The following is a 19640-nucleotide window of genomic DNA, read 5'->3' on the forward strand; positions in this document are numbered from 1 at the left end:
CTGTTTGGGGGAAATTTGAGGTTCGGGACGTAGCTTGAAATGGTAGGTAGTCATTGTACCCAGTATAGCTGAGGTTGCTATTCTGCAACAGTTAATTACAGGCAAAAAGGTGCGCCTCTGGCTTCTGCCTCGCGCACCTCTTGCTTGAGATGAGGGTTGTATGGGTTGATCATCGTCGGTCGATTCGGTCACTCCACGTACCGTAAGTGACGTGGGCCGCACCAGGCCTGACGCTATGCTCGTAGCTTCTTATCTTTCAGCTTCAACACCACGTCCGCCTGCTTAGCCAGCTGCTTGCTGTGAGTGACGACGATGACGCATTTGTCATTTTCGTGGGCGGCACGGCGCAGGATGTCGATGATGTCGGCGGCGGTAGCTTCGTCCAGGTTGCCAGTTGGCTCGTCCGCCAAGATAATCGGTGCATGTGAGACGAGCGCTCGGCCGATCGCTACGCGCTGTTGCTGACCGCCAGAAAGTTTCATGACATTGCGGTGAATGTGATCGTCGTCCAAGCCCATGGAGTGCAACGTTTCGTTAGTGGCCTTGGAATTAACCAATTTCAAGTTTTCCAGCGGCGTCAGATAATCAATCAGATTATAATTCTGAAACACCAGCGAGATATTGTGTTTGCGATGATGCGAATAACCCTGCTCGGCGATGTCTTGGTCGTTGAACAAAATCTGCCCGTCGGTCGGCGTGTCCAGCCCCGCCAGCAGCCCCAGAAGGGTCGACTTACCAGCACCAGAACTACCGACGATAGCGTAGAACTTGCCCCTTTCAAATTGATAATTGATGCCGTTAAGCACGTTGCTCGTACCGTCGGCGTATGAGTAGATGATATCGCGTAACGTAAGTAGTGACATAATAACTCCTAACTTAATTTTGCTAAAATTTGCTTTGGTGATTGGCGCATGATTGGCGCGGTGGCAGCGATGGCTGACAGCAGAACGACCATGTAGCCGAAGGCGAAAGCCTCTAGGTAGGTCGCTACTGGTGCGGCGTGCACCACGGCCTTTTCTGTGCGCTGGTTTTGGTCGGTTTGCGCTGTCAGGGCAGTAGAAATTTGCGATGAGGCGACCGAACCGACACCGAGTGCGAACACCGAGCTAACTAGAGCGATGATCGCCAGCTCCGCCAAGAACTGCCCGATGATCTGCCGCTTCGACGTGCCGATGGACAGCAAGATGCCAATTTCATGCAAGCGGCCGCGCACCCAGAACACCAGTACCAACGACAAAACTGCCAGCCCCGCCCCAGCCGCACCGATGGTGGCAATTGTCAAAATGTTTTGAATGCCAGCGATGTTTTGGAGAACTCCGGCAAATACCGCCCCGTTGTCGGTCAGGCTGAATTTTTTCCAATCGACGTTTGGTAGGCTTTTAGTACGGTCCGTTAACGACTTCAACTGATGTGGATTTTCGGCGAAATACGTCGCCCGCGTCAACTGCTGGCTACCTGTCAGCTGCTGCGCCGCGGCCAAGTTGGTGATGAGATGATTCTCCGCCATGTCGGACTGTAAGACCGCCGGCTTTTCGCCTTTGCCGCTGAAGATGCCCATGACAGTCACCGTCACCCGCCGGCCGTCTTTGGTGATGTCCAGCTTGTCGCCTGGCTTGATATTATTTTTCTCAGCGAAGGTCTTGTGAATGAGGGCTGCGTTTTGATCGTGCGCCCCCAGATGCTTACCCTGCTCCAGTTGGTAAAATCGACCGGTGAACTCGCTAAGCAGATTGCTCTCTGTCGCGCCCGTCACCTTCGCCTCGCCAGCCACGTTAGCGTCCAGCTGCACGCCGCTGCCTGCCGTGTCGACCAATTGTTTACCCGGCAGTCCCGCAGTGGTCTCTGCCTGGAAATTGTGCGCTTTGACCTTGTCCAGGCGCTGCACTCGCTGCGCGATATCCATCGGCACCTCGCCCGACGGCTGCTTGCTGGCGATACTAAAGCCAGCGCGGATATTCCGTTCAATTGATTGCTTCAGCTGCGCCATCGTTTGCTGCACTGTCAGCGTACCGATCAGCAGCGTGAAAATCAGCGTCATGATCAGGGCGATGGTCAGGCTGCGACGCCGTTTGCGCGTCACAGCCGTCCAGGCTCGTTTGATAATCGTCATCATTCGCCCCTAGTCCACTTCAGTTAGTAATTCTTTTGGCGTTGATTGGGTAATTGGTCGAGAGGCCAAGAGCACTGCAATGATAATCACTGCCAGCCCAGCGCCCCACACCGCCAGCAGATCCGTCGGTTGCATACCAACCGTCACCTTGTCTAGCGTGCGTGATGACGTCACCGAGTCAGCGTCAGCCCCGAGCGACGCACCATTGAGAGAACTGCCAGCTTGACGTGTGGCATTCTGCGCCGCCTGCGACACCACGTGATCGCCCATTTGTTGGGCAATCAGCCCCGCGGTAAAGTACGATGCGCCGAAACTCAGCACCGCGATCATCACTAGCTCAGCGATATATTGCAGCACAATCTTTGACTGCGGCACGCCCGTCGCCAAGAGTACGCCCGCTTCGCGCTTACGCTCGTTCATCCACAAGTACAGCACCATGCCGATTACCGCCACGCTGACCAGTGCCGTCGCCCACAACATACCGTCGATCAAGCCGTACACGCTGTTCACCGCACCAGTCACGCCAGCCAGTTCCTGGCTATTCTTATTCAATTGATACTTTTGCCAATTGACCGGCAATTTATTCGCCCGCGCCATCACCTCATCCAACTGTTTGGTGCCTTTGGTGAAGAACGTGGCGTCCTGGTAAATCTCATTTTGCGCTGTATAGGCATTCAACTGGCGAGTTGTCGCGAGGTCAGTCAGGAATAAATTCTCAAACAGCTCCACCTGATAGGTCGCCTGCTTTGGGTTCTTGCCATTAAATATACCGACGATTTCCACTTCCACCTCGTCCTTGGATGGATGCTCGTTGTCGGTGTCGTATTGATTGGCTTTCAGTTTAATTTTACTGCCAAGCTTCAGGTTATTAGCCTTGGCGAAGTCTTCGTGCACCAAGATCTTGTGCGAATCGTTCTCGGTGATGTGCCGGCCAGCGATGAGCTTGAGTGACTCAGCCCGGAACTTTTTCTCGGACTCAGATTTGTTGACGCCGATGATAGTTGCGGCATTGCCAAACTGTTTGTCTTTCTGGGCGTCATAGCCGCTGCCACCACTCGGTAGTGGCACCAGTTTGGTATTGATAAAATCAACCGTGGCGTTCTGGCGCTTGACATAGTCCGTCACGCCCTCCAGATTCTTCACCGCGTCGATGTCTTTGTTCGACACCGTTCCTGAGCCGCGGGCGGTTCCTGGATTGGTACGCGGATTATTGCCCAGCGTAAAGCCGGCCTTGAGCGTTTTGTCTAGCGACTGCGCTGCCGCGTCGGTCGAATGCTTGATAGCAAATCCACTCAGCATGATCGTCGACATACACAGCAAAATCGCCAGCAAAATCAGCGTTTTGAGTTTTTTCCTGGTGATATACAACCAGGCACGTTGTATAAATGACATAGATCTCCTTTCTTGATTCTATGTCAGTGTAGCAGGGGCGTGTGAAGGGAATGTGAAATGGGTGAACTTACTCTAGTCCATAACGATTAAACCGCTAGTTGACATTTCGGTCAGTAGTATTGGCAGCAGTTCCTTATTCCTAGATAGCGTCAGAGCATACTTCTTCTTGCTGTAGTACAACAGTCCTCTATCTGTTAGTTCTCTTAGTTTTCTTGACCGCCGCCTATCGTTAGCTGAAGAATTACCGCCGAAAATCATAGAAACATCTCGAGCCTGAATCACGTCTTTTTTAACAGCAACTTCTAAAATTTGCCTTTCTTCGTCAGATAAAGCTTTTATTTCGGCTGCTCGTTTCAGGGTTGGTAGAATTACTTTCTCAACAACTTCTTTTTTATCGAGGAGCTGCATGGTTCGCTTGATTTCTTCCTTTATTCCTTCCGCAACATAAAGACACCACTTTTCAAGCAGCGAATCATCTCCTGTTTCTATTCCTCTATCAGCTACACTTAGCATTTCATAATATCGTCTGCGATCAACGCAAAAAATTGAAGATGGATTCAATACGGACGCATCGTGAATAAACCCTTTTTGAACCAGCATAGCGTAGGTAAAGAGCCTAGCTACACGGCCGTTTCCGTTCTCAAAAGGATGAATCAGCGTAAATCTATGATGAGCAAGAGCTATATTGATGATATCAAACTGAGGCGCTTCGCGTATGTTTACTGTGTTCAGCAAGTCCTCAAGCTCTTCCTTAACCTTCAGATGACTTGTTGTTTTTGCTGAGCTGCCATTAATGATATTATCTCTGGTCTTAAATTGTCCAGGATGTTCCGCGCCGTCTTTATCAAGAGGTAGATCCTTCACTACAATTTTATGCAGCTCGCGGATCATTGCCAATGTGATGTCATCGCCAGCTTTTATCGTTTCGTCTATAAAATTCAGACCTCTACGGATATTCAGAAACTGCTTTACTTCATCAACTTCTTCTTCCTCGCTATTTTCTATCGAGCTAATCGCAGCAGAAACAAGGGTAGTGTTATTCCCCTCAATCCGTGCGGAGGCGACACTTTCCATAAGATATATAATATTTTTAATATCATAAAATATCCAAGGCGGTGTCGAGCCTTGTATATAACGATTGCGCATATTCTCAATCTCAAAAATAGTATTAGTGATAGGAGAATCAAAACGAGGATTTATCATACAGATATCATATCAGATTATTTTTCACTAATCAATAGATGAGGACAAAAATGTACATTTAACACTTTAGAAATACTTATTCTGTCATTATACTTTAGGACAAAATGTCTTAATGGATGATGACATTTTTAGGTTGTAATTGCTTATTTCTTCTCAAGCTCAGCTTTTGCGGCAATATGCATAGAGATGGTGCTACTTTATGCTGCGATAAATCTGTATAGAATAGTGAAGCTTAGCTGAGATTCTACTATCAAAAGATTTCATAATACTTTCTCGAGGAAAATAGGCTAGTTGTTCGGTGTCTTAAGTCAGGTATCAGTGACGCTAGCCCAAGTCACTCGCATCTATTCAGATGAATTTCTCTAATCCAGGGGGATGCGCCCCCTTGCTGTCCTGTTTCTCAACCTCGATGACGTGAACGCCGAGGCGTTCCTTATGCGGTGGGTAGATCTTGTGAAGGAGGCGAAGCGCCTCTTCTTTGCTTTTCGCCTGCGGCACGATCTGCTGCCATGACTCAGCCGCCAGCATGTCGGCGAATTTACTGTAGATTCGAATTGACTTGATTCGCACTACACCAGACGCATGTCCGTTTTCGAGCTGTAATAGCTGACCCTCCTTAAGGCGCTTGATGCTGTTGTAGCCGATACGAACTTCTAAGGTCTTGCGACCCGACATGATTGCGTCATAGTACGGCCGCTTTATACGCATCTTACGCACGGGATCTCCTTTCTGGAGGCTGAGCCCCCACTGCTGAACAGTGACGTCTGGCGCATAGCCTTCGGGAAACAAGCCTTCAATCATCCAGCCGTGGCGCTGGAGGCAGGCAATCTGCCACGGCTCAGGAACAAGGTGGATATACAGCTTGTGACCATAACCGGCTAATAATTGTGGCAAGTTAGCTATCAGTGCTTCGAAAACAGCCTCTGATTTTGCTACCAGCGGCATGATTTTGATCGGCTGGCCTTTCTTTGGGGTTGCAACGACAACGCCAATAACCTTTCTATCCTGCTCGGCGATGAAAATGAGCTTATACTTAGCGTTGACGTCTCGGCTCTCACGCCGTTGGTAGCTAGCAAATAGCGCATCCACCCATGTATCATCCACACCATTAAAGTCACTGCCCACTCGCGATAGGATCAGTTGGCGCGCCGCTGCAGCGTGCTTTTTCTCGTCAAACGGGACGATTGAAATGCCTGACAAATCAGGAGTTAGACCCTGATTCAGCGGCTTGTACAGCATACACTCGTCGATACCGGGTTTATAATGATCTTGCGCCTTGCCGACCAGATGAAATCCTTTGCGCAATAGAAACTTGAGCGTGGCTTGGTTTTGGGCAGCTACTGTACAGTAGAGTTGCCGAGCGTGGTGTTTGCGAGCAAAATCCTCAGCATGACGAAGCAATTTACTGCCAATGCCAAATTGGCCGCGATATTCTGGCGCAACGATGAGCGGACTAATTTTAACTGTTCCCTGCTTCTTGCCGACCAGATGAATCATCCCGGCGGGATGATGATTGACTTCTGCAATAAACATGTATTGTCCAAGTGAAAACTGCCCGGCAGAATCGACGTTGCCATTGATATGCGTGGTAAAAATCCGCTGTGCATGAGCTTGATGATCGCCATTGTAAAACGGCCCAAGTGTTTCTGCCATCAAGTGGGAAACGAAATCAACATCGCCTGTTTTGGCTTTACGGATATCCACAGTGACTGACGATTTCTTATATCGGTGCATGAGTTTATTGTCTTATACCCTATACAATAATACAAGTTATCTATCGCTATACATGCGTAATTTATGGCTATAGCTAGTCAAATTGGTACAAGTACAGACCGTAACCACTACTAAGGCGCGAGACATTCCGCCTTGCGCCGTAAAAGCCGCCCATTGCTTTTGGGTGGTTTATGCTTCTGTTTTGGTGTTGGGGTGTCTTATGTTTTTGCTAGATAATCTCTCAGCATTACAAATCCATCAACCGCCTCAATCGCCGCCAAATATTCTTTCCACTCCTCATCATTCAGCTCTGCCAAGCTGCGCCCGGGAAAGCTCGAGTGTCCATAAATATACAGTAATTCCGTCCAGCCATGGAGATTATCACCGCGCGGCTCATCAATGATAAATCCCTCCTCGTCGGCCGCGAAAATATGGTCTTCTTTACCGTCAAAATAGCCAACCGCGAAAAAAAGATGGCTCTACGATCAGTTTCATCTTGCATTAGTTTGATGATGCCGGGATAGCTAAAACTATCCAGCAGCAATTTAACGAACGGCCCCGGAAAGCCTTTCAGCGCTGGGATGAAAAAGCTGCGATCATCAACGATCAGGCGCTTGTTTGGAAAAGCTTTCTTGGCCTGAGATAGTTTACTTTTGGCAATCGTTTGAATATCCAGCCCCCGCCCCTCGTCAAAATCATAGTCAAGTTGCTGTAGGTCAACACCGAGCGGTTGAAGAAGTTGCTGAAGGCTGGCGAACTTGCGCTGGTTGGAGGTAATGAAGTAAATTGGGTGGAACTGACTCGTCATGATATTAAGTATACGTCATTCGGCACTATTTACGCAGGCTCCTAATGCTTTACTTATTTGCTCTCACCATAAGCCCCTAAAATCGCCCTCAAACTCACGCTATGACGGAAGTTTATGTCGTCAATCTTACCCAGATCAACCCACTCCGGCGTGCCGTTAGTATAAGTTTTTTCGCTGTCGGTTATGTTGTCGTTATTGATTTGCCCATGCAGCTGGCTGTGGGTGAAGTACAGTTGGATTGACTGGTTAGCTTGCGCCTCGGCGTTGCGCTTAAAAAAGGTGGTCGCTTGGTGAATGATTTTATCCGGCATGATGGTCAGTCCAGTTTCTTCCTTAACTTCGCGGACAATTGACTCCTCAATCGTTTCGCCTTTCTCGATACCACCACCAATCAAGCTGTAACCGTCCCATTGTCTAGTCAAAAGAATCTTATTATCCTCAATAATCACCGCGTACACACCGACACGAATATTTAGTTCGTCAACGGGAACGGTGTATTGATTACCGAAGACGTCTTTACAGATGATGGATTTGGTCATCTTTGCTCCTTATCGCAGTAACTTTCTAAAATTTGTACTAATCAACCCGCTCGGCAAGCGACATTACCTGATAGCCGTATCGATCAATATCTTCTTGTTTCCAAAAATCAACTTCTTTCGTACGTAAAACTTCGCCGACTATGTGACGCACTGTGCGGCCAGTTGGTGTTCCGTCATAATTTATCTCAATCTGCTCCAGGACGTCGCCGGTCTGGACGTCAAAATCAGCTACTCTCATATCAAATGTCTTCTCACCTGCTAGGACTTTTTCGAATAAATCAGGGTAAGATTTTTTGGTGATGACTCATTATAAAGCTACTTAATTTAGTTCACAAGCCGATGCTAAAATTGTGCGGCGAATACTACTTGATTTGTTAGGGGTCAGGTATTGGTTGTAGTTTTATTCTAGTATGAGTGAGTGGAAATTAGCATGGTTTACGGTGATTTTCGTACGATTGCTTGACTTCGGGTCCTATTATTGATATAATATGTATCAGCGTTTTGGAATAATCCTAACGCTTCCTTCTACTCGAGAAAGGCCTACAGTTATGAAAATTGAGGGCTATGTTAAATGCGGCGACAACTGTATCATCAGAAAACTGTCTAACGGCGAGCACGCCGTCTTGATCCCTGACCGTGTGGTCGGCGGCGAGGTGTGGTACAGGTGTATGTACGATGTGTACCTGCGCTACCAGGTACCGTCGCGTAACACGGTTATCGTTAGCAGACCGTCCTGCCGGTCTGACTGCTGTTGTCGAGAGGAGTGACACAATAGACCCGAGCAAGTCTATAAACTGCTCACTTTCAAAGAGGGTTGAAATGAATGATCCAATTGAGATATCAGTTGCCGAGGAATTATTATTCCTAATAGATAGCGCCATAGAAAAAAGAGATATTAAGCAATTGACTAGTATTTATGGCATAGTCCATGAGTTTATTGGTAAACCTATTTATGATCCTCGGGCGGACTTTGTTATTATAGATGATTATATTTATGATCTAATTGATGAGCTTGAAGCTGGTAAAGAACCAACCATTTACAATGGTTTACGCAAGAGGATAGAAGAAGATTTACATAGTTCATCTAAATTATAGGGGCCAGTAGAATGATAGACCAGTAATGCTAATTACTGCTTTACCTCCCTCTCCGCGCGGCCAGCGCAAACCACATAAAGTAATCCTCCAACGATTCGTCCTCCATGCCGGCGAATAGTTCGCGGGCGCGCAGGACTTCGCGGAGTTTTGGCGATTTTTGGCGGGCAAGCTGCTCGGCGGTGGCGTCCAATAAGTCCAAGCCGCGCTGCCAGGCGCCAGTCATCGCAGCCGTGTCGCCGCGGCGCCGGGCGGCAAAGGCTCGCCCGACCTCCGAGCCGATGTTGCCCATTTGCTCGAAAATCGTCAAGCTTTGCCATTTCTCCCGGTCAAAGACATGTTCACTCACGGACGACTCCGGCGATGATATCGATAATTTGCTGCCGCGCCGCTGGGTCGAGCACATCGCGCGACGGATTGTTTTGTCGTGGACGAATGCTTATCATACTGTCAAACTCGATAAATTCATCGGTACCAAACTTATCCGGATGTAGGTTGATCCCCCATAGATCTGCTTGCTGCGATCCGCGTTCTAACAAATACGCCTCGCCATCAGCATGCATATCCATGTCGATCGCCACAATTTTCTTAGCAACATCGACATCCGCTTTGACCATCGTCCCGTACATCCTCTCGGCCATCGGGCGAAGCTCGGTGAGGGTTATGGTATCAATAATCTTCATGATTTAATTGTAGCACAGACGGCTGGTGCTTTAGCAGGATATGCTTTTAGCGGTGGATATGTCGTATGGGGTGGCGGGGGCTGGGTTTTGTTTGATAGTAAGTGGTGCTTCTCTACTTATTAAGTATATAAGTCTTATTTGCTGCTTTTTTGCAGCCACGCCGCCAACTTTTTCCAAACTTCCGCAGTCAGTTCCACCTTTTCATCATCAGTCATTTCAGCGAGTGTTTTGTTTTTATCGTCTGGCAAGAAATATTTGTCGTAATTGCGCCCGTTGTTGCCGTGCGGTTCTTTTAATAACGTGCCGCGCAGTTTTAAGGTAAAGATTTGCGGTTTGTTGCCATCAAAGTAAGTAATCGTGCGCTGCGTGTACGCTCGAGCGGCGCCGCCGAGCAGCTGAATTGTCCTGTCAATACCGATAGTGACGAGCGCGTATTTGGTGTAAACGCCGGGAAAGCCGTTCAGCTCATCGATGAACAGACCTGAATCCATCACCACCAGCGGACGCTTAAGTAGATCGTAATATTTTATCGCTTTATCGACAGAGACGGCTTGTTGATCGTCGGACTGGATTTCTGGCACGTCAGGCAAGGTTTCGTCTGGTGCGATCAAGTTGATGTCCGTTCCTGCCAGCGCCTGTTTAGCTCCAGCAAGTTTGTGCTTATTAGTCGTCGCGTAGATTAAGTCCATAATTATAGTTTAGCACTATCTGTTTTAGGCAAACCTCACTACAAACCGCATACCCTGCCCGTGCGGCACAAACTCATAGTCCAGACCCTTAGCGTCGAGCAGCATTTTCACGGTGTAGAGGCCGATGCCGCTGCTGTCGGCGTGTTGTTTCGTGGTACCAAGGCTCCGATAAAACGGGTCGAAAACGTGCTGGAGTTGTTGTTTGGTGAGTGGCTTGCAGGCGTTTTCGATGGCCAGCTCATGCTGGTTGCAAGTAATTTTTATGACGCTCCCTGCGTCGCCGTGGCGCACCGCGTTTGACACCAGGTTCGAGATGACGTGGCGCATCATGTCGCGGTTAGCACGAATGGTTGTTGGCTCTGTATTAACCGTGAAAGTCATGCTGCGCGTTTTTGCTAGCAGGCGGTAATCGTCAACCACTTCAGCAACTAACTTATCAATCCTCAGCCGTTTTTCCTGGTGCAGAGCTTGCTCGGCCACGCTTCCAGAGCGCAACACATCATTCACCATCGCTGCCAAATGGTCAACCTGCGCCACCGATTCCGTCAGGTATTGATCGCGATTTTTATATTCGCCGATATTCAACTGCATGTTCTCAAGCATGATCCGTAGCGCTGCCAATGGCGTTTTCAGCTCGTGCGAGGCCGCACGGAGGAAGGCGATTTTCTCTTTCTCAAGCTGGGTTATCCGCTTATTCTCATGTTCCAGCGAACGAATCGTTTGCCATAGATTTTGATAGAGCTCATTAATGTTTCGCCCTAGCACGCCAATCTCGTCATGACTACTCACTGGGTAATGCGCACCCTTTTCCAGTTGCTGCATGGTCGTCGTCACCGCCGCCATCTGGCGAATCGGCCGCGTGATAAAACGGCTATAGATGTAAGAAAATATCAGCGCCACCAACAGCGAGCCGATCATGGTATATGGCAATACCTGCAAGGTAGCGAGCTTGGCCTGGGTAACGGGCGCCACATCGGCCAGCAGCTTGACGGCGATCGTTTGACCTTGGTTATCCGCCACACTGCCCTGCCGCAAAATCACCGAGCGCGGATCGACCGTTTGGCCATCAGCAATTTTTACCACGCTAGTGTCAACCGATTTACCACTATCGGTCACAATATTGATCGACTGAAAACCTTGAAAGTACTGGTCGCGCCCGTCAACCGTCAGCGTAATGTTGACGTTTTTCATACTCGCAAATTCCTGGCTGATTCGGCGCATTTCCTCAGTCGATTTACCGCGTAGTTCAGCCACGAGCGCCATGAGATTGTCCGCCGCCTCGCGCTCTTTTTGCTGCAGATAAAATTGCGGCATCAAGGTGTAAACCAGCGCATGTACCAGGATGATCAATGCCGCGAACAAGCCAATTGATACCAAAAACGTCTTGGGAAATAACTTAAGCCGCTTCATAGCGATAGCCCACCCCCTTCACTGTGATGATGCAGTCCAGGTGCAATTTTTTGCGTAAGTTTTTGATGTAGACGTCAATCACCCGGTCAAACGGCACCTCGTCATCACGCCACAGCTTGTCGATGATAGCCTGCCGACTCCAGACCATGTTTGGATTATCGACGAGCAACTTGAGGAGTTGGACTTCCTTAGGTTTGAGGTGCGCGTCATTGTCATCATAAAATCCCTGATATGCCATAAAATCCACCGAGGCCAGGCCGCGCTGCCACAAGGTTTTTTTGACAGACTGCTGGCGGCGAAGCAGCGCCTTAATTCGCTTCTCTAGAATCACCAGCGAAAACGGCTTACTCATATAATCATCCGCCAGCTCGTCAAAACTAGCGACCTGCGTCGGCTCATCATGCAGCGCCGTCAGCATCAGTACCGGCACGTCGCTGGTCTGGCGAATCTTACGTAGTGTCTCGATACCACTCATCCCTGGCAGCATAATATCCAGGATAATCACATCTGCCCCAGCAAATTTTTCCAGCGCCTCCTCACCACTAGCCGCCGTCAACACCGTAAAGCCGCGCTGGCGGAGGAACCGCTCAGTGCCAGTGCGCAGAGTAGGTTCGTCTTCGACAAGGAGAATCGTTGCCATAGGTATAGTATACCGGAAAATGCCGCCCGTGGTAAACGGGCGGCAGGGGGCGCGTGGTCAGCGTCAAATTGGGACGCTTGGGTCGTATTAGCGGACGCCGACCACTTGCAGGCGCCGGGTGGTGCGACCGAGACCGAGAGAGATGGTTTCGGTGGCGTGGCGGTTGAGGAGGCTCTGTCCGAGGGGGCTATCGACCGAGATGCGGCCGTCAGACGGATCAGCCTCGAGGCTGTCAACGAGGGTGTAGCGAAAGAGCTGACCTTGCTGATCGATGAGGTCAACCACCGAACCAATGGCGATGCGCAGCCGATCGCGCTTGCGTGGCAGCGGCTTGGCGGTCTTGAGCGCAGTGCGTTTCTCGGCGAGCTTGCCATGGACGTTTTCGAGATTCATAATAATGTCACTGCGGCGGAGTTTGTCGTCGCGAGACTTGGCGCGGCCGATGTCACGCAGTTCAGCTGAGAGTGCTTTTTCGCGGATTTCGAGTTCGTTGATCTGCTTGTGTAATTCTTTGAAGCCTTTTTTACTGAGATATGTTGTCGTATTCATTCTTACCCTTTCCGGTGAAGCTCACCTCACCTGCGATCTATTACACCATGGTATTCTGAAAATTAGCTGAAAATTACAAAAAAGCATAAGAAAAGCCATACCACCAGAGGTGAATTACAGAGTTTTTGGTAGTGAAATGGTGAACGTTGTGGTGCCCTTGCGGCTGGCGGCGGTGAGTTGGCCACCGAGGGCGCCGGCCAGTTGCTTGGCGAGACTGAGGCCAAGGCCGTAGCCACCACTGCCCTGCTCGCCAGAGAAAAATCGCTCAAAAATATGCGGTAAGTCACGTGCCGCGATTTGGCCATCGTTCGTCAAGCAGACGGTGACGCGGTGGTTCGTGGCCTTGATGTCAACCTGGACGCGAGACTTACGCGGGCTGTGGCGCAGGGCATTGTCGAGGATGATGGCGATGAGTTCGCGGACGATGAGGCGGTGGCTGGTCAAGGTGATGGCCTCGTCGGTGATCAGTACGGTGCGCGCATCGGCCTTGCGTTCAGTGATCAGCTTTTTGGTGAGGTCAGTGATGTCAAAGGTCTCGGTTGTGGTTTCTAGTTGTCGATTGGCAGATGACAATTTGAGCAGCGTCTCGGTCAGCTGCGTCAGGCGGTCGGTCTCTTCGAGCGTACTTTGGAGCGTCTGGCGGAGTGATGCTTTGCTGGTGCGTCGGTCGGACAATGCCAGCTCGGCCTCAGCCTTGATGACAGCCAGTGGTGTGCGCAGCTGATGGCTGGCGTTGGCGGTAAAGCGCGACTGGGCGTCATGTGCTGCCTCGATCGGCTCAAGCGTCCGCCGGGCCAATATATAGGCACACACACCGCCGCCGAGCAGTACGATGAGGTTGAGATAGCCGAGGCTGATTAGTAGGTTGGTGGTCGAGATTGACGGATGGTCGCGGATGATGGTGGTTTCGGTGTGGCTATCAGTTTTGTGATGCTTGCTCCAGTTACTGAGCTGGACGTCGAGCTCGGAGCTGGTAACTTGAAAGATAATGCCGCTAAATAGCAAGCTGACGGTCATCAGAATGAGCAAGTACCAGCCGGCGAGCTTGAGTGTTGCCGAGAAAAATAATTTCACTCGCCAGCCTCCAATTTATACCCAAAGCCACGCACGGTGTGAATCAGCGGCCGGCGAAACGGCTTGTCGATTTTTTTGCGCAGCTGCTTGATGTAGGCCTCGACGTTGTTGGGTAAAATATCGGCATCAAAATCCCACACATGGGCGATCAATGTGTCTTTGCTGAGTGTCTGGCCGGGGTGGCGCGCCAGGTATTCGAGGAGCGCGTACTCCTTGCTAGTCAGGTCGATCGCGGTGCCAGCACGAGTGACGGATTGTGTTGTCTGGTCGATCACGAGATCGGCGATCTGGAGCGTGTCCGGTTGCTGAATTGGTGGGCGCCTGAGGAGCGCTCGCACGCGGGCGGTGAGTTCGGCGATGGCGAAGGGCTTGACGAGATAATCATCAGCGCCGCTGTCCAGGCCGGACGTCTTGTCCTCAGTCGTCCCCAGCGCTGTCAACAGCAAAATCGGCATATCCTTGCCCTGCCCACGTACTGTCCGCACAATATCCGTGCCACTCTGTCCTGGTAACATCCGATCAACGACTAGTAGATCGTACGGCTCACTCATCGCCATATTCAGCCCCTCGTCTCCGTCATGCGTCACGTCCACGGCGTGATGCTCACGCCGCAAGGCCTCGGCGATAATCCGGGCAATCTTTGGTTCGTCTTCGATGATGAGGAGGCGCATAAGTATATTATATAAAATATTTTGCTAGTGTGTATAGTGAGCATCTCATACCTGGAGTTACTCAACACAGTATATAGGCTTATAATTATAATCAATGCATCTGGACGATAAAACATTTACCAATCTACTAATCATTTGTCAGGCTCTTGATGCGAAGTTCCCTCATGGTGCTGACATATTCCAGCGCGTATCGCGGTTGTGCGAGGAGAGTGGCGAGCTCGCTAGCGCCGTTAACCACCTTGAAGGTATGGGCGTCAAGCGCCGCAAACACGGCCAGCCGCAGTATGATAATCTCATCAAAGAGATTCAGGACGTCATGCGCTGCGCGGTTGGTATAGCTATACATTACGGAGTAGAGCGTGAAGTTGTAGCGGCGATAGCTCAGAGCGCCGAGGGAGTAGGGCGAAATAAGACATAGTACCTTACGTCCCCTGCTCCACCCACATAGTGTATAATAGGCAGAAAGAAAGGGAGATATATGGGACGAGATACAGCAAAACAGCAGCAGCCGATTGTCGAGATTCGTCATTTTCGGATGGCGTTTGGCGACAAAACGGTCATCCAGGACCTCAGTTTCGAGGTGCGATGCGGCGAGGTGTTTGGGTTTTTGGGCAGCAACGGCTCGGGAAAAACAACGACACTCAGGGCACTACTGGGACTATATGAACCGGCGGGTGGCGAGCTGCTGGTTGATGGCAAACCGTATACGGTTGAGGATAGCGTCAAGCTAGGCTACCTTCCGGAGGAGCGTGGCCTGTACAAAAAAGAAAAAGTTATCGACACCATGATTTATTTTGGCCGATTGAAAGGACTCAGCAAAGAAGAAGCTCGTACATTTTCCATGAACTATTTGGAGCGAGTTGGTTTGAGCGACAAGGCAAAGATTCGGCTGGACAAATTATCAGGCGGCCAGCAGCAAAAAATTCAGCTGGGCGTGACCATCATGGGCGACCCAGAACTGCTTATTTTGGACGAGCCGACTAAGGGTTTTGACCCAGTCAATCGCCGACTGCTAATGAACATCATTGAAGAGCGGCGCAAGGCTGGCGCAACGGTGATATTTGTCACCCACCAGATGGAAGAGGTCGAACGGCTATGTGATCGGCTGATTCTATTAAAAGACGGTCGAGCGGCGGCGTACGGTACGCTAGCAGAAGTGAAAAAGCAGTTCGGCGGCGCGTCAATGGATGATATTTTTGTGAAGGTTTACGGTGGCGAAAAGCAGGAGGTACGTCATGAGTAAAATGCATAATTTCGGGATGGTATTCAAATTTGAAGTGCTGCGTACCTTGAAGAAGCCAACCTTTTGGCTGATAGCGCTGGGTTTTCCGGTTATGATCGGATTGATTTTCGGTATTGTTCTTTGGTCAAATCAGGCGACTAAAGAGGCGGCCGATAAGCTTCAAGAACAAAAATTTAGCATTACTATGACAGATCATTCAAAGCTAATCAAGCCGGAAGTCGCGGCGGTGATGAAAGTCCAATCAGTTGACTCCGAAGCTGAAGGTATCGAAAAAGTCAAACGCCGTCAGACGGATGCTTACTTCTATATACCGAAGAATCTTGAGAAGGACACGATCAGGATATACGGCCAAGATACGGGGGTTTTTGAGAACAATAAGTACGAGGCGGTTGTCCGCACACTACTGAATCAGTCGGTTGATAGTAGGGTCACCGGATCGGAAGCGGCAGTGATCAAGCAGAAAATTAATTCGTCACTCAAGACCTATAAAGACGGTAAAGAAAGCGGCGGTGTGAACGAGATGATCGTGCCAGGGTTCTTCCTAGTGCTGTTTTACATGCTTGTTGCCTTCTTTGGTAATCAGATGCTGACGAGTACCGTCGAGGAGAAAGAAAACCGCACCGTCGAGATGCTGCTAACAACAGTGCAAGCCAAGACACTGATCGTTGGTAAGATCTGGGCGTTGATCGCTCTATCGCTGATTCAGGGGATGGTTATCGTTGTGCCGGTGTTAGCTGCCTACTTCGGATTTGGTTCGCAGCTACATTTGGCTAGCTTTGACCTGTCGCAAATTGTATTTGATCCGACAAGGATTGCTATTGCTGTCGCGTTATTCGGCGCGAGCTTTACCATGCTGACCGGTTTGTTGGTGGCTATGGGGGCAATGATGCCGACTGCCAAGGAGGCAGGTTCGTGGGTTGGTCTGGTGATGATATTGCTGTTTGGGCCGCTGTATGCCGCGTCAGTATTTGTCTCATACCCAGAGTCAACCTTCTCGATGGTCATGTCGTACTTCCCGCTTACGGCGCCGATTCCGCTGATGATTAGGAATACGGTTGGCAATTTGTCGCTCATTGAGGCCTTGATCGGCGTAGCGGTCTTGGTGGTGTCTGCGGCGTTGATTATGATGCTGGCGGTGCGGGTTTTCCGCTACGGCGCGATGTCATATGATAGCAAGTTATCTCTGTCAGCGTTGCGGATGAAGCGAAAAACTGGTAAAGTTTAGGGTATGAAAGTACGCATTGAAATAGACACCAAAACATTTGTGCGGTTTTGGCTGGTGGTTATCGGATTTGGGCTGGCGGGGCTGATGATTTATTCGGCGCGGGATGCGCTGATGGTGCTCGGGACGGCGTTGTTTCTGGCACTGGCACTGAACGCGCCGGTGCGTAAGTTGGCATCGTGGCTACCCGGCAAGAGTCGGCTGGGCGGGACGGCGTTGGCGTTTATGCTGCTGATCATCATCTTGACTAGTGTGATTTGGTTCGTGGTGCCGCCATTGGTGCAGCAATCGGCCAAGTTTGCCGAGACGCTGCCGGGGCTGGTCAATGGTGTTAACGAGCAGTGGCACGGGCTGAAGGGTTTCGTTGAGCAGAATGGCTTGCAGCCGCAGATTGATTCCCTGATGAATAATATCCGCGGCCAGGCATCCAGTTGGGCGGCGAGTTTTGGTGCGAATATTCTCGGTAGTATTGGCTCGCTGGCATCATTTTTGGCATCGGCCTTTCTGGTGCTGGTGCTGACGTTCTTGATGCTGCTCGAGGGCCAGGAATGGATGGAGCGGCTGTGGCGACTGTATCGGGATGAGCAGCGGCGCGACCATCACAAGGTGCTGGTTGGCAAGATTTATAACGTGGTGACTGGCTACATCGTCGGGCAGCTGACGGTGTCGGGAATCGGTTCGCTGTGTGCCGGGGCGTTTGTGTTTGGCATGAGCTGGTTCATTCCGGAGATCGCAGCCAACTTGGCGATGCCGACGATTCTGCTGGTGTTCCTACTCAGCCTGATCCCGATGTTTGGGGCGACGATCGCCGGTGTGGTGGTGGGACTGATGCTGATGCTCAATAGTGTGTCGGCGGGCGTCATCTATCTCATCTATTTCGTGATCTACCAGCAGATTGAGAATAATTTTATCGCGCCAGTTATTCAGGGCAAGAAAGTCGAGCTGTCGGCGCTGGCGATCTTGGCGGCGGTGACGGTCGGGCTGTATGTTGGCGGCTTGGTCGGTGGTGTGGTGGCCATTCCGATCGCTGGATCGCTCAAGGTGCTGATGGACGATTATCTGGCGCATAATCGTGAGCCGCAGGCGCCGCCTCGCCGCTCGCCGCTAAAAAAGGCGCTCAAAAAAGCCGCCAAGGAAGCCGGCTGAGTAAGCGGCCGAGAGATTATCGGTACGACCAAACTTGACCAGATGGGGTGTCGCGTAGGGCGATGCCCTTTTCGTCGAGTTGAGCGCGAATATCGTCGGCAGTCTGCCAGTTTTTGGCGCGGCGAGCTTGCTGACGCTCGAGGATGAGCCGCTTGACTTCATCATCAATATCTGGCGTGCCGTCCATCAGCCCTAGGCCCAGCACCTCGTCGATCACCTCGAGTAGTTGCAATAAACCGCCGCGGTGAATTTTCTCTAACGGCGCATGATCCAGCCGCGAAAATGCCTCGTCGATCAGCGCCAGGGCCCCCGGTGTATCCAAATTATCATTCAGCTTTTCAACCAGCGCCTGCCGCGCCGCCAGCAGCGACACCGTGCCTTCCTGCTCATCTTTCTCATCGTCATCATCTAGCGTGTCGTGCGTCTGGTGCCGCAGCGCCGCATAGCCGCGCCAATGGTCCAGCCGCGCCTGGGCCGCCTCCAAAATTTCCCAGGTGAAATTGCCCTCGGTTTGGTAATGCTTGCTGAGAATCGCTAGCTTGAAAGCCATCGGGCTGAAACCGCGGGCGGTGATATCAGTGAGGGTGATGATGTTGCCCAAGGATTTGCTCATCTTGCGGCCATCAACCTTGATGTGATTGTTGTGTAGCCATATTTGAGAGAATTGCCGCCTGGTCAAGCTCTCGCTCTGGGCAATTTCATTAGTGTGATGCACTGGAATATGGTCGATGCCGCCAGTGTGGATGTCAATTGAATCGCCCAGTGTCTCCCGGGCAATGGTCGAACATTCTAGGTGCCAACCCGGAAAACCGACGCCCCACGGGCTGTCCCACTCCATGTCACGCTTGGTGTTGGTCGGTGAAAATTTCCAGACGGCGAAGTCGGTGATGTTGCGCTTGCCCTCGACGCTGACCCGCGCGCCAGCCTCCAGTCCGGCTACGTCTAGTCGCGCTAATTTGCCGTAATCTGGCAGTCGCGACGTATCAAAATACATGCCGTCGCCATCAATTTTGTATAACAATCCCTTCTCATCTAGCCCGCGAGCAAAGTCAATTTGCTGCTGGATATAGTCCGTTGCCCGCACCAGATGGTCGGGTCGTACTAGTTTCAACACCTCGTAGGCCTCGTGCTCGGCGATGGCGATGTACTGCTCGGCGATATCCCAGGCAGTCTTCCCCTCGCGGCGTGCCCCCTTCTCCATCTTATCCTCGCCATTATCATCATCACTGGTCAAGTGTCCAACGTCGGTGATATTCTGCGTCCGAATAACCGAGATGTCCTGCCAGCGCAGCAACCGTACCAACACATCCCAATAAATATAGCCAACCCAATTGCCGATGTGCGGCTGCGAATACACCGTCAGCCCACAGGTATACATGCGAACCGTCCGTCCGTCGAGCGGCTGGAGTTTGTCTTTATGGCGAGTGAGGGTGTTGTGGAGCTTCATTACTCTTAT

At 50.8% G+C, this 19640-nt stretch carries 22 protein-coding genes; 4 read left to right on the forward strand and 18 right to left on the reverse strand.

Going from position 1 to position 19640, the window contains the following annotated elements; genetic code table 11:
• Positions 1-233: 233 nt before the first annotated feature.
• From NLML1_RS01515 to NLML1_RS01550, 8 genes are all read right to left on the reverse strand, one after another.
• On the reverse strand, positions 234-863 hold the full coding sequence (locus NLML1_RS01515; RefSeq protein WP_285441799.1) for an ABC transporter ATP-binding protein: 630 nt from the start codon (positions 861-863) through the stop codon (positions 234-236).
• An 8-nt stretch (positions 864-871) separates the two neighbouring features.
• Positions 872-2113 carry an ABC transporter permease gene (locus NLML1_RS01520; RefSeq protein ID WP_285441800.1) on the reverse strand — a complete coding sequence of 414 codons (1242 nt, stop codon included), beginning with the start codon at positions 2111-2113 and terminating at the stop codon, positions 872-874.
• Between the two features lie 6 nt (positions 2114-2119).
• The gene (locus NLML1_RS01525) at positions 2120-3502 is read right to left on the reverse strand and encodes an ABC transporter permease (RefSeq protein ID WP_285441801.1); all 1383 of its coding nucleotides are present in this window, start codon (positions 3500-3502) and stop codon (positions 2120-2122) included.
• Positions 3503-3574: 72 nt separating this feature from the next.
• Positions 3575-4705 (reverse strand): Fic family protein, encoded by a 1131-nt coding sequence (locus NLML1_RS01530; protein WP_285441802.1) that lies wholly within the window; start codon positions 4703-4705, stop codon positions 3575-3577.
• A 348-nt stretch (positions 4706-5053) separates the two neighbouring features.
• Complete coding sequence (locus NLML1_RS01535) at positions 5054-6439, reverse strand: GNAT family N-acetyltransferase (RefSeq protein ID WP_285441803.1); 1386 nt, start codon at positions 6437-6439, stop codon at positions 5054-5056.
• 283 nt (positions 6440-6722) lie between these two features.
• Entirely contained in the window at positions 6723-7226 is a 504-nt protein-coding gene (locus tag NLML1_RS01540) for a non-canonical purine NTP pyrophosphatase (protein WP_285441804.1), read from the reverse strand.
• A 53-nt stretch (positions 7227-7279) separates the two neighbouring features.
• On the reverse strand, positions 7280-7765 hold the full coding sequence (locus NLML1_RS01545) for an NUDIX domain-containing protein (protein WP_285441805.1): 486 nt from the start codon (positions 7763-7765) through the stop codon (positions 7280-7282).
• 37 nt (positions 7766-7802) lie between these two features.
• Entirely contained in the window at positions 7803-8066 is a 264-nt protein-coding gene (locus NLML1_RS01550) for a DUF3850 domain-containing protein (protein ID WP_285441909.1), read from the reverse strand.
• 518 nt (positions 8067-8584) lie between these two features.
• On the opposite strand from NLML1_RS01550, the gene NLML1_RS01555 reads away from it, so the two are divergent.
• Positions 8585-8860 (forward strand): beta/alpha barrel domain-containing protein, encoded by a 276-nt coding sequence (locus NLML1_RS01555; RefSeq protein ID WP_285441806.1) that lies wholly within the window; start codon positions 8585-8587, stop codon positions 8858-8860.
• A gap of 40 nt (positions 8861-8900) precedes the next feature.
• On the opposite strand, the gene NLML1_RS01560 is transcribed toward NLML1_RS01555, so the two are convergent.
• From NLML1_RS01560 to NLML1_RS01600, 9 genes are all read right to left on the reverse strand, one after another.
• A complete protein-coding gene (locus NLML1_RS01560) occupies positions 8901-9206 on the reverse strand; it encodes a hypothetical protein (protein ID WP_162324068.1) in 306 nt (101 codons plus the stop codon).
• The gene (locus NLML1_RS01565; protein WP_285441807.1) at positions 9199-9540 is read right to left on the reverse strand and encodes a DUF5674 family protein; all 342 of its coding nucleotides are present in this window, start codon (positions 9538-9540) and stop codon (positions 9199-9201) included. The genes NLML1_RS01560 and NLML1_RS01565 overlap by 8 nt, the downstream gene beginning before the upstream one ends.
• 134 nt (positions 9541-9674) lie before the next feature.
• The gene (locus tag NLML1_RS01570; RefSeq protein WP_285441808.1) at positions 9675-10229 is read right to left on the reverse strand and encodes a non-canonical purine NTP pyrophosphatase; all 555 of its coding nucleotides are present in this window, start codon (positions 10227-10229) and stop codon (positions 9675-9677) included.
• 24 nt (positions 10230-10253) lie between these two features.
• Positions 10254-11639 carry a HAMP domain-containing sensor histidine kinase gene (locus NLML1_RS01575; RefSeq protein WP_285441809.1) on the reverse strand — a complete coding sequence of 462 codons (1386 nt, stop codon included), beginning with the start codon at positions 11637-11639 and terminating at the stop codon, positions 10254-10256.
• Positions 11626-12279, reverse strand: a complete 654-nt coding sequence (locus NLML1_RS01580; RefSeq protein WP_285441810.1) for a response regulator transcription factor — start codon at positions 12277-12279, stop codon at positions 11626-11628. Before NLML1_RS01580 ends, NLML1_RS01575 begins: the two co-directional genes overlap by 14 nt.
• A gap of 87 nt (positions 12280-12366) precedes the next feature.
• On the reverse strand, positions 12367-12828 hold the full coding sequence (locus NLML1_RS01585) for a GreA/GreB family elongation factor (protein WP_162454112.1): 462 nt from the start codon (positions 12826-12828) through the stop codon (positions 12367-12369).
• A 114-nt stretch (positions 12829-12942) separates the two neighbouring features.
• Complete coding sequence (locus NLML1_RS01590; RefSeq protein WP_285441811.1) at positions 12943-13902, reverse strand: sensor histidine kinase; 960 nt, start codon at positions 13900-13902, stop codon at positions 12943-12945.
• The gene (locus NLML1_RS01595; protein WP_285441812.1) at positions 13899-14573 is read right to left on the reverse strand and encodes a response regulator transcription factor; all 675 of its coding nucleotides are present in this window, start codon (positions 14571-14573) and stop codon (positions 13899-13901) included. The genes NLML1_RS01590 and NLML1_RS01595 overlap by 4 nt, the downstream gene beginning before the upstream one ends.
• A 127-nt stretch (positions 14574-14700) precedes the next feature.
• Positions 14701-14919 (reverse strand): hypothetical protein, encoded by a 219-nt coding sequence (locus tag NLML1_RS01600; RefSeq protein ID WP_285441813.1) that lies wholly within the window; start codon positions 14917-14919, stop codon positions 14701-14703.
• A 189-nt stretch (positions 14920-15108) separates the two neighbouring features.
• Here NLML1_RS01600 and NLML1_RS01605 point away from each other — a divergent pair, with 189 nt between their 5' ends.
• Genes NLML1_RS01605 through NLML1_RS01615 form a run of 3 tightly spaced genes read left to right on the forward strand, consistent with a single transcriptional unit; the run spans position 15109 to position 18184 of the window.
• Positions 15109-15816: an ABC transporter ATP-binding protein gene (locus tag NLML1_RS01605; protein ID WP_404979373.1), complete on the forward strand. Its 708-nt coding sequence runs from the start codon at positions 15109-15111 to the stop codon at positions 15814-15816.
• Between the two features lie 16 nt (positions 15817-15832).
• Positions 15833-17041, forward strand: a complete 1209-nt coding sequence (locus NLML1_RS01610) for an ABC transporter permease (protein WP_285441815.1) — start codon at positions 15833-15835, stop codon at positions 17039-17041.
• Between the two features lie 3 nt (positions 17042-17044).
• The gene (locus NLML1_RS01615; protein WP_285441816.1) at positions 17045-18184 is read left to right on the forward strand and encodes an AI-2E family transporter; all 1140 of its coding nucleotides are present in this window, start codon (positions 17045-17047) and stop codon (positions 18182-18184) included.
• A gap of 16 nt (positions 18185-18200) precedes the next feature.
• Here NLML1_RS01615 and cysS read toward each other — a convergent pair whose 3' ends face one another.
• Entirely contained in the window at positions 18201-19631 is a 1431-nt protein-coding gene (cysS, locus tag NLML1_RS01620) for a cysteine--tRNA ligase (protein ID WP_285441817.1), read from the reverse strand.
• Positions 19632-19640 lie beyond the last annotated feature (9 nt).

The organism is Candidatus Nanosynbacter lyticus (genome assembly GCF_030253515.1).
Taxonomy (GTDB): Bacteria; Patescibacteriota; Saccharimonadia; order Saccharimonadales; family Saccharimonadaceae; genus Nanosynbacter; species Nanosynbacter lyticus_A.

Excerpts from the sequence above, each read along its gene's own strand:
- NLML1_RS01515 (WP_285441799.1), bottom strand. The coding sequence starts at position 863 with ATGTCACTACTTACGTTACGCGATATCATCTACTCATACGCCGACGGT.
- NLML1_RS01520 (WP_285441800.1), bottom strand. The coding sequence starts at position 2,113 with ATGATGACGATTATCAAACGAGCCTGGACGGCTGTGACGCGCAAACGG.
- NLML1_RS01525 (WP_285441801.1), bottom strand. The coding sequence starts at position 3,502 with ATGTCATTTATACAACGTGCCTGGTTGTATATCACCAGGAAAAAACTC.
- NLML1_RS01530 (WP_285441802.1), bottom strand. The coding sequence starts at position 4,705 with ATGATAAATCCTCGTTTTGATTCTCCTATCACTAATACTATTTTTGAG.
- NLML1_RS01535 (WP_285441803.1), bottom strand. The coding sequence starts at position 6,439 with ATGCACCGATATAAGAAATCGTCAGTCACTGTGGATATCCGTAAAGCC.
- NLML1_RS01540 (WP_285441804.1), bottom strand. The coding sequence starts at position 7,226 with ATGACGAGTCAGTTCCACCCAATTTACTTCATTACCTCCAACCAGCGC.
- NLML1_RS01545 (WP_285441805.1), bottom strand. The coding sequence starts at position 7,765 with ATGACCAAATCCATCATCTGTAAAGACGTCTTCGGTAATCAATACACC.
- NLML1_RS01555 (WP_285441806.1), top strand. The coding sequence starts at position 8,585 with ATGAATGATCCAATTGAGATATCAGTTGCCGAGGAATTATTATTCCTA.
- NLML1_RS01565 (WP_285441807.1), bottom strand. The coding sequence starts at position 9,540 with ATGAAGATTATTGATACCATAACCCTCACCGAGCTTCGCCCGATGGCC.
- NLML1_RS01570 (WP_285441808.1), bottom strand. The coding sequence starts at position 10,229 with ATGGACTTAATCTACGCGACGACTAATAAGCACAAACTTGCTGGAGCT.
- NLML1_RS01575 (WP_285441809.1), bottom strand. The coding sequence starts at position 11,639 with ATGAAGCGGCTTAAGTTATTTCCCAAGACGTTTTTGGTATCAATTGGC.
- NLML1_RS01580 (WP_285441810.1), bottom strand. The coding sequence starts at position 12,279 with ATGGCAACGATTCTCCTTGTCGAAGACGAACCTACTCTGCGCACTGGC.
- NLML1_RS01585 (WP_162454112.1), bottom strand. The coding sequence starts at position 12,828 with ATGAATACGACAACATATCTCAGTAAAAAAGGCTTCAAAGAATTACAC.
- NLML1_RS01595 (WP_285441812.1), bottom strand. The coding sequence starts at position 14,573 with ATGCGCCTCCTCATCATCGAAGACGAACCAAAGATTGCCCGGATTATC.
- NLML1_RS01600 (WP_285441813.1), bottom strand. The coding sequence starts at position 14,919 with ATGTATAGCTATACCAACCGCGCAGCGCATGACGTCCTGAATCTCTTT.
- NLML1_RS01605 (WP_404979373.1), top strand. The coding sequence starts at position 15,109 with ATGGCGTTTGGCGACAAAACGGTCATCCAGGACCTCAGTTTCGAGGTG.
- NLML1_RS01610 (WP_285441815.1), top strand. The coding sequence starts at position 15,833 with ATGGTATTCAAATTTGAAGTGCTGCGTACCTTGAAGAAGCCAACCTTT.
- NLML1_RS01615 (WP_285441816.1), top strand. The coding sequence starts at position 17,045 with ATGAAAGTACGCATTGAAATAGACACCAAAACATTTGTGCGGTTTTGG.
- cysS (WP_285441817.1), bottom strand. The coding sequence starts at position 19,631 with ATGAAGCTCCACAACACCCTCACTCGCCATAAAGACAAACTCCAGCCG.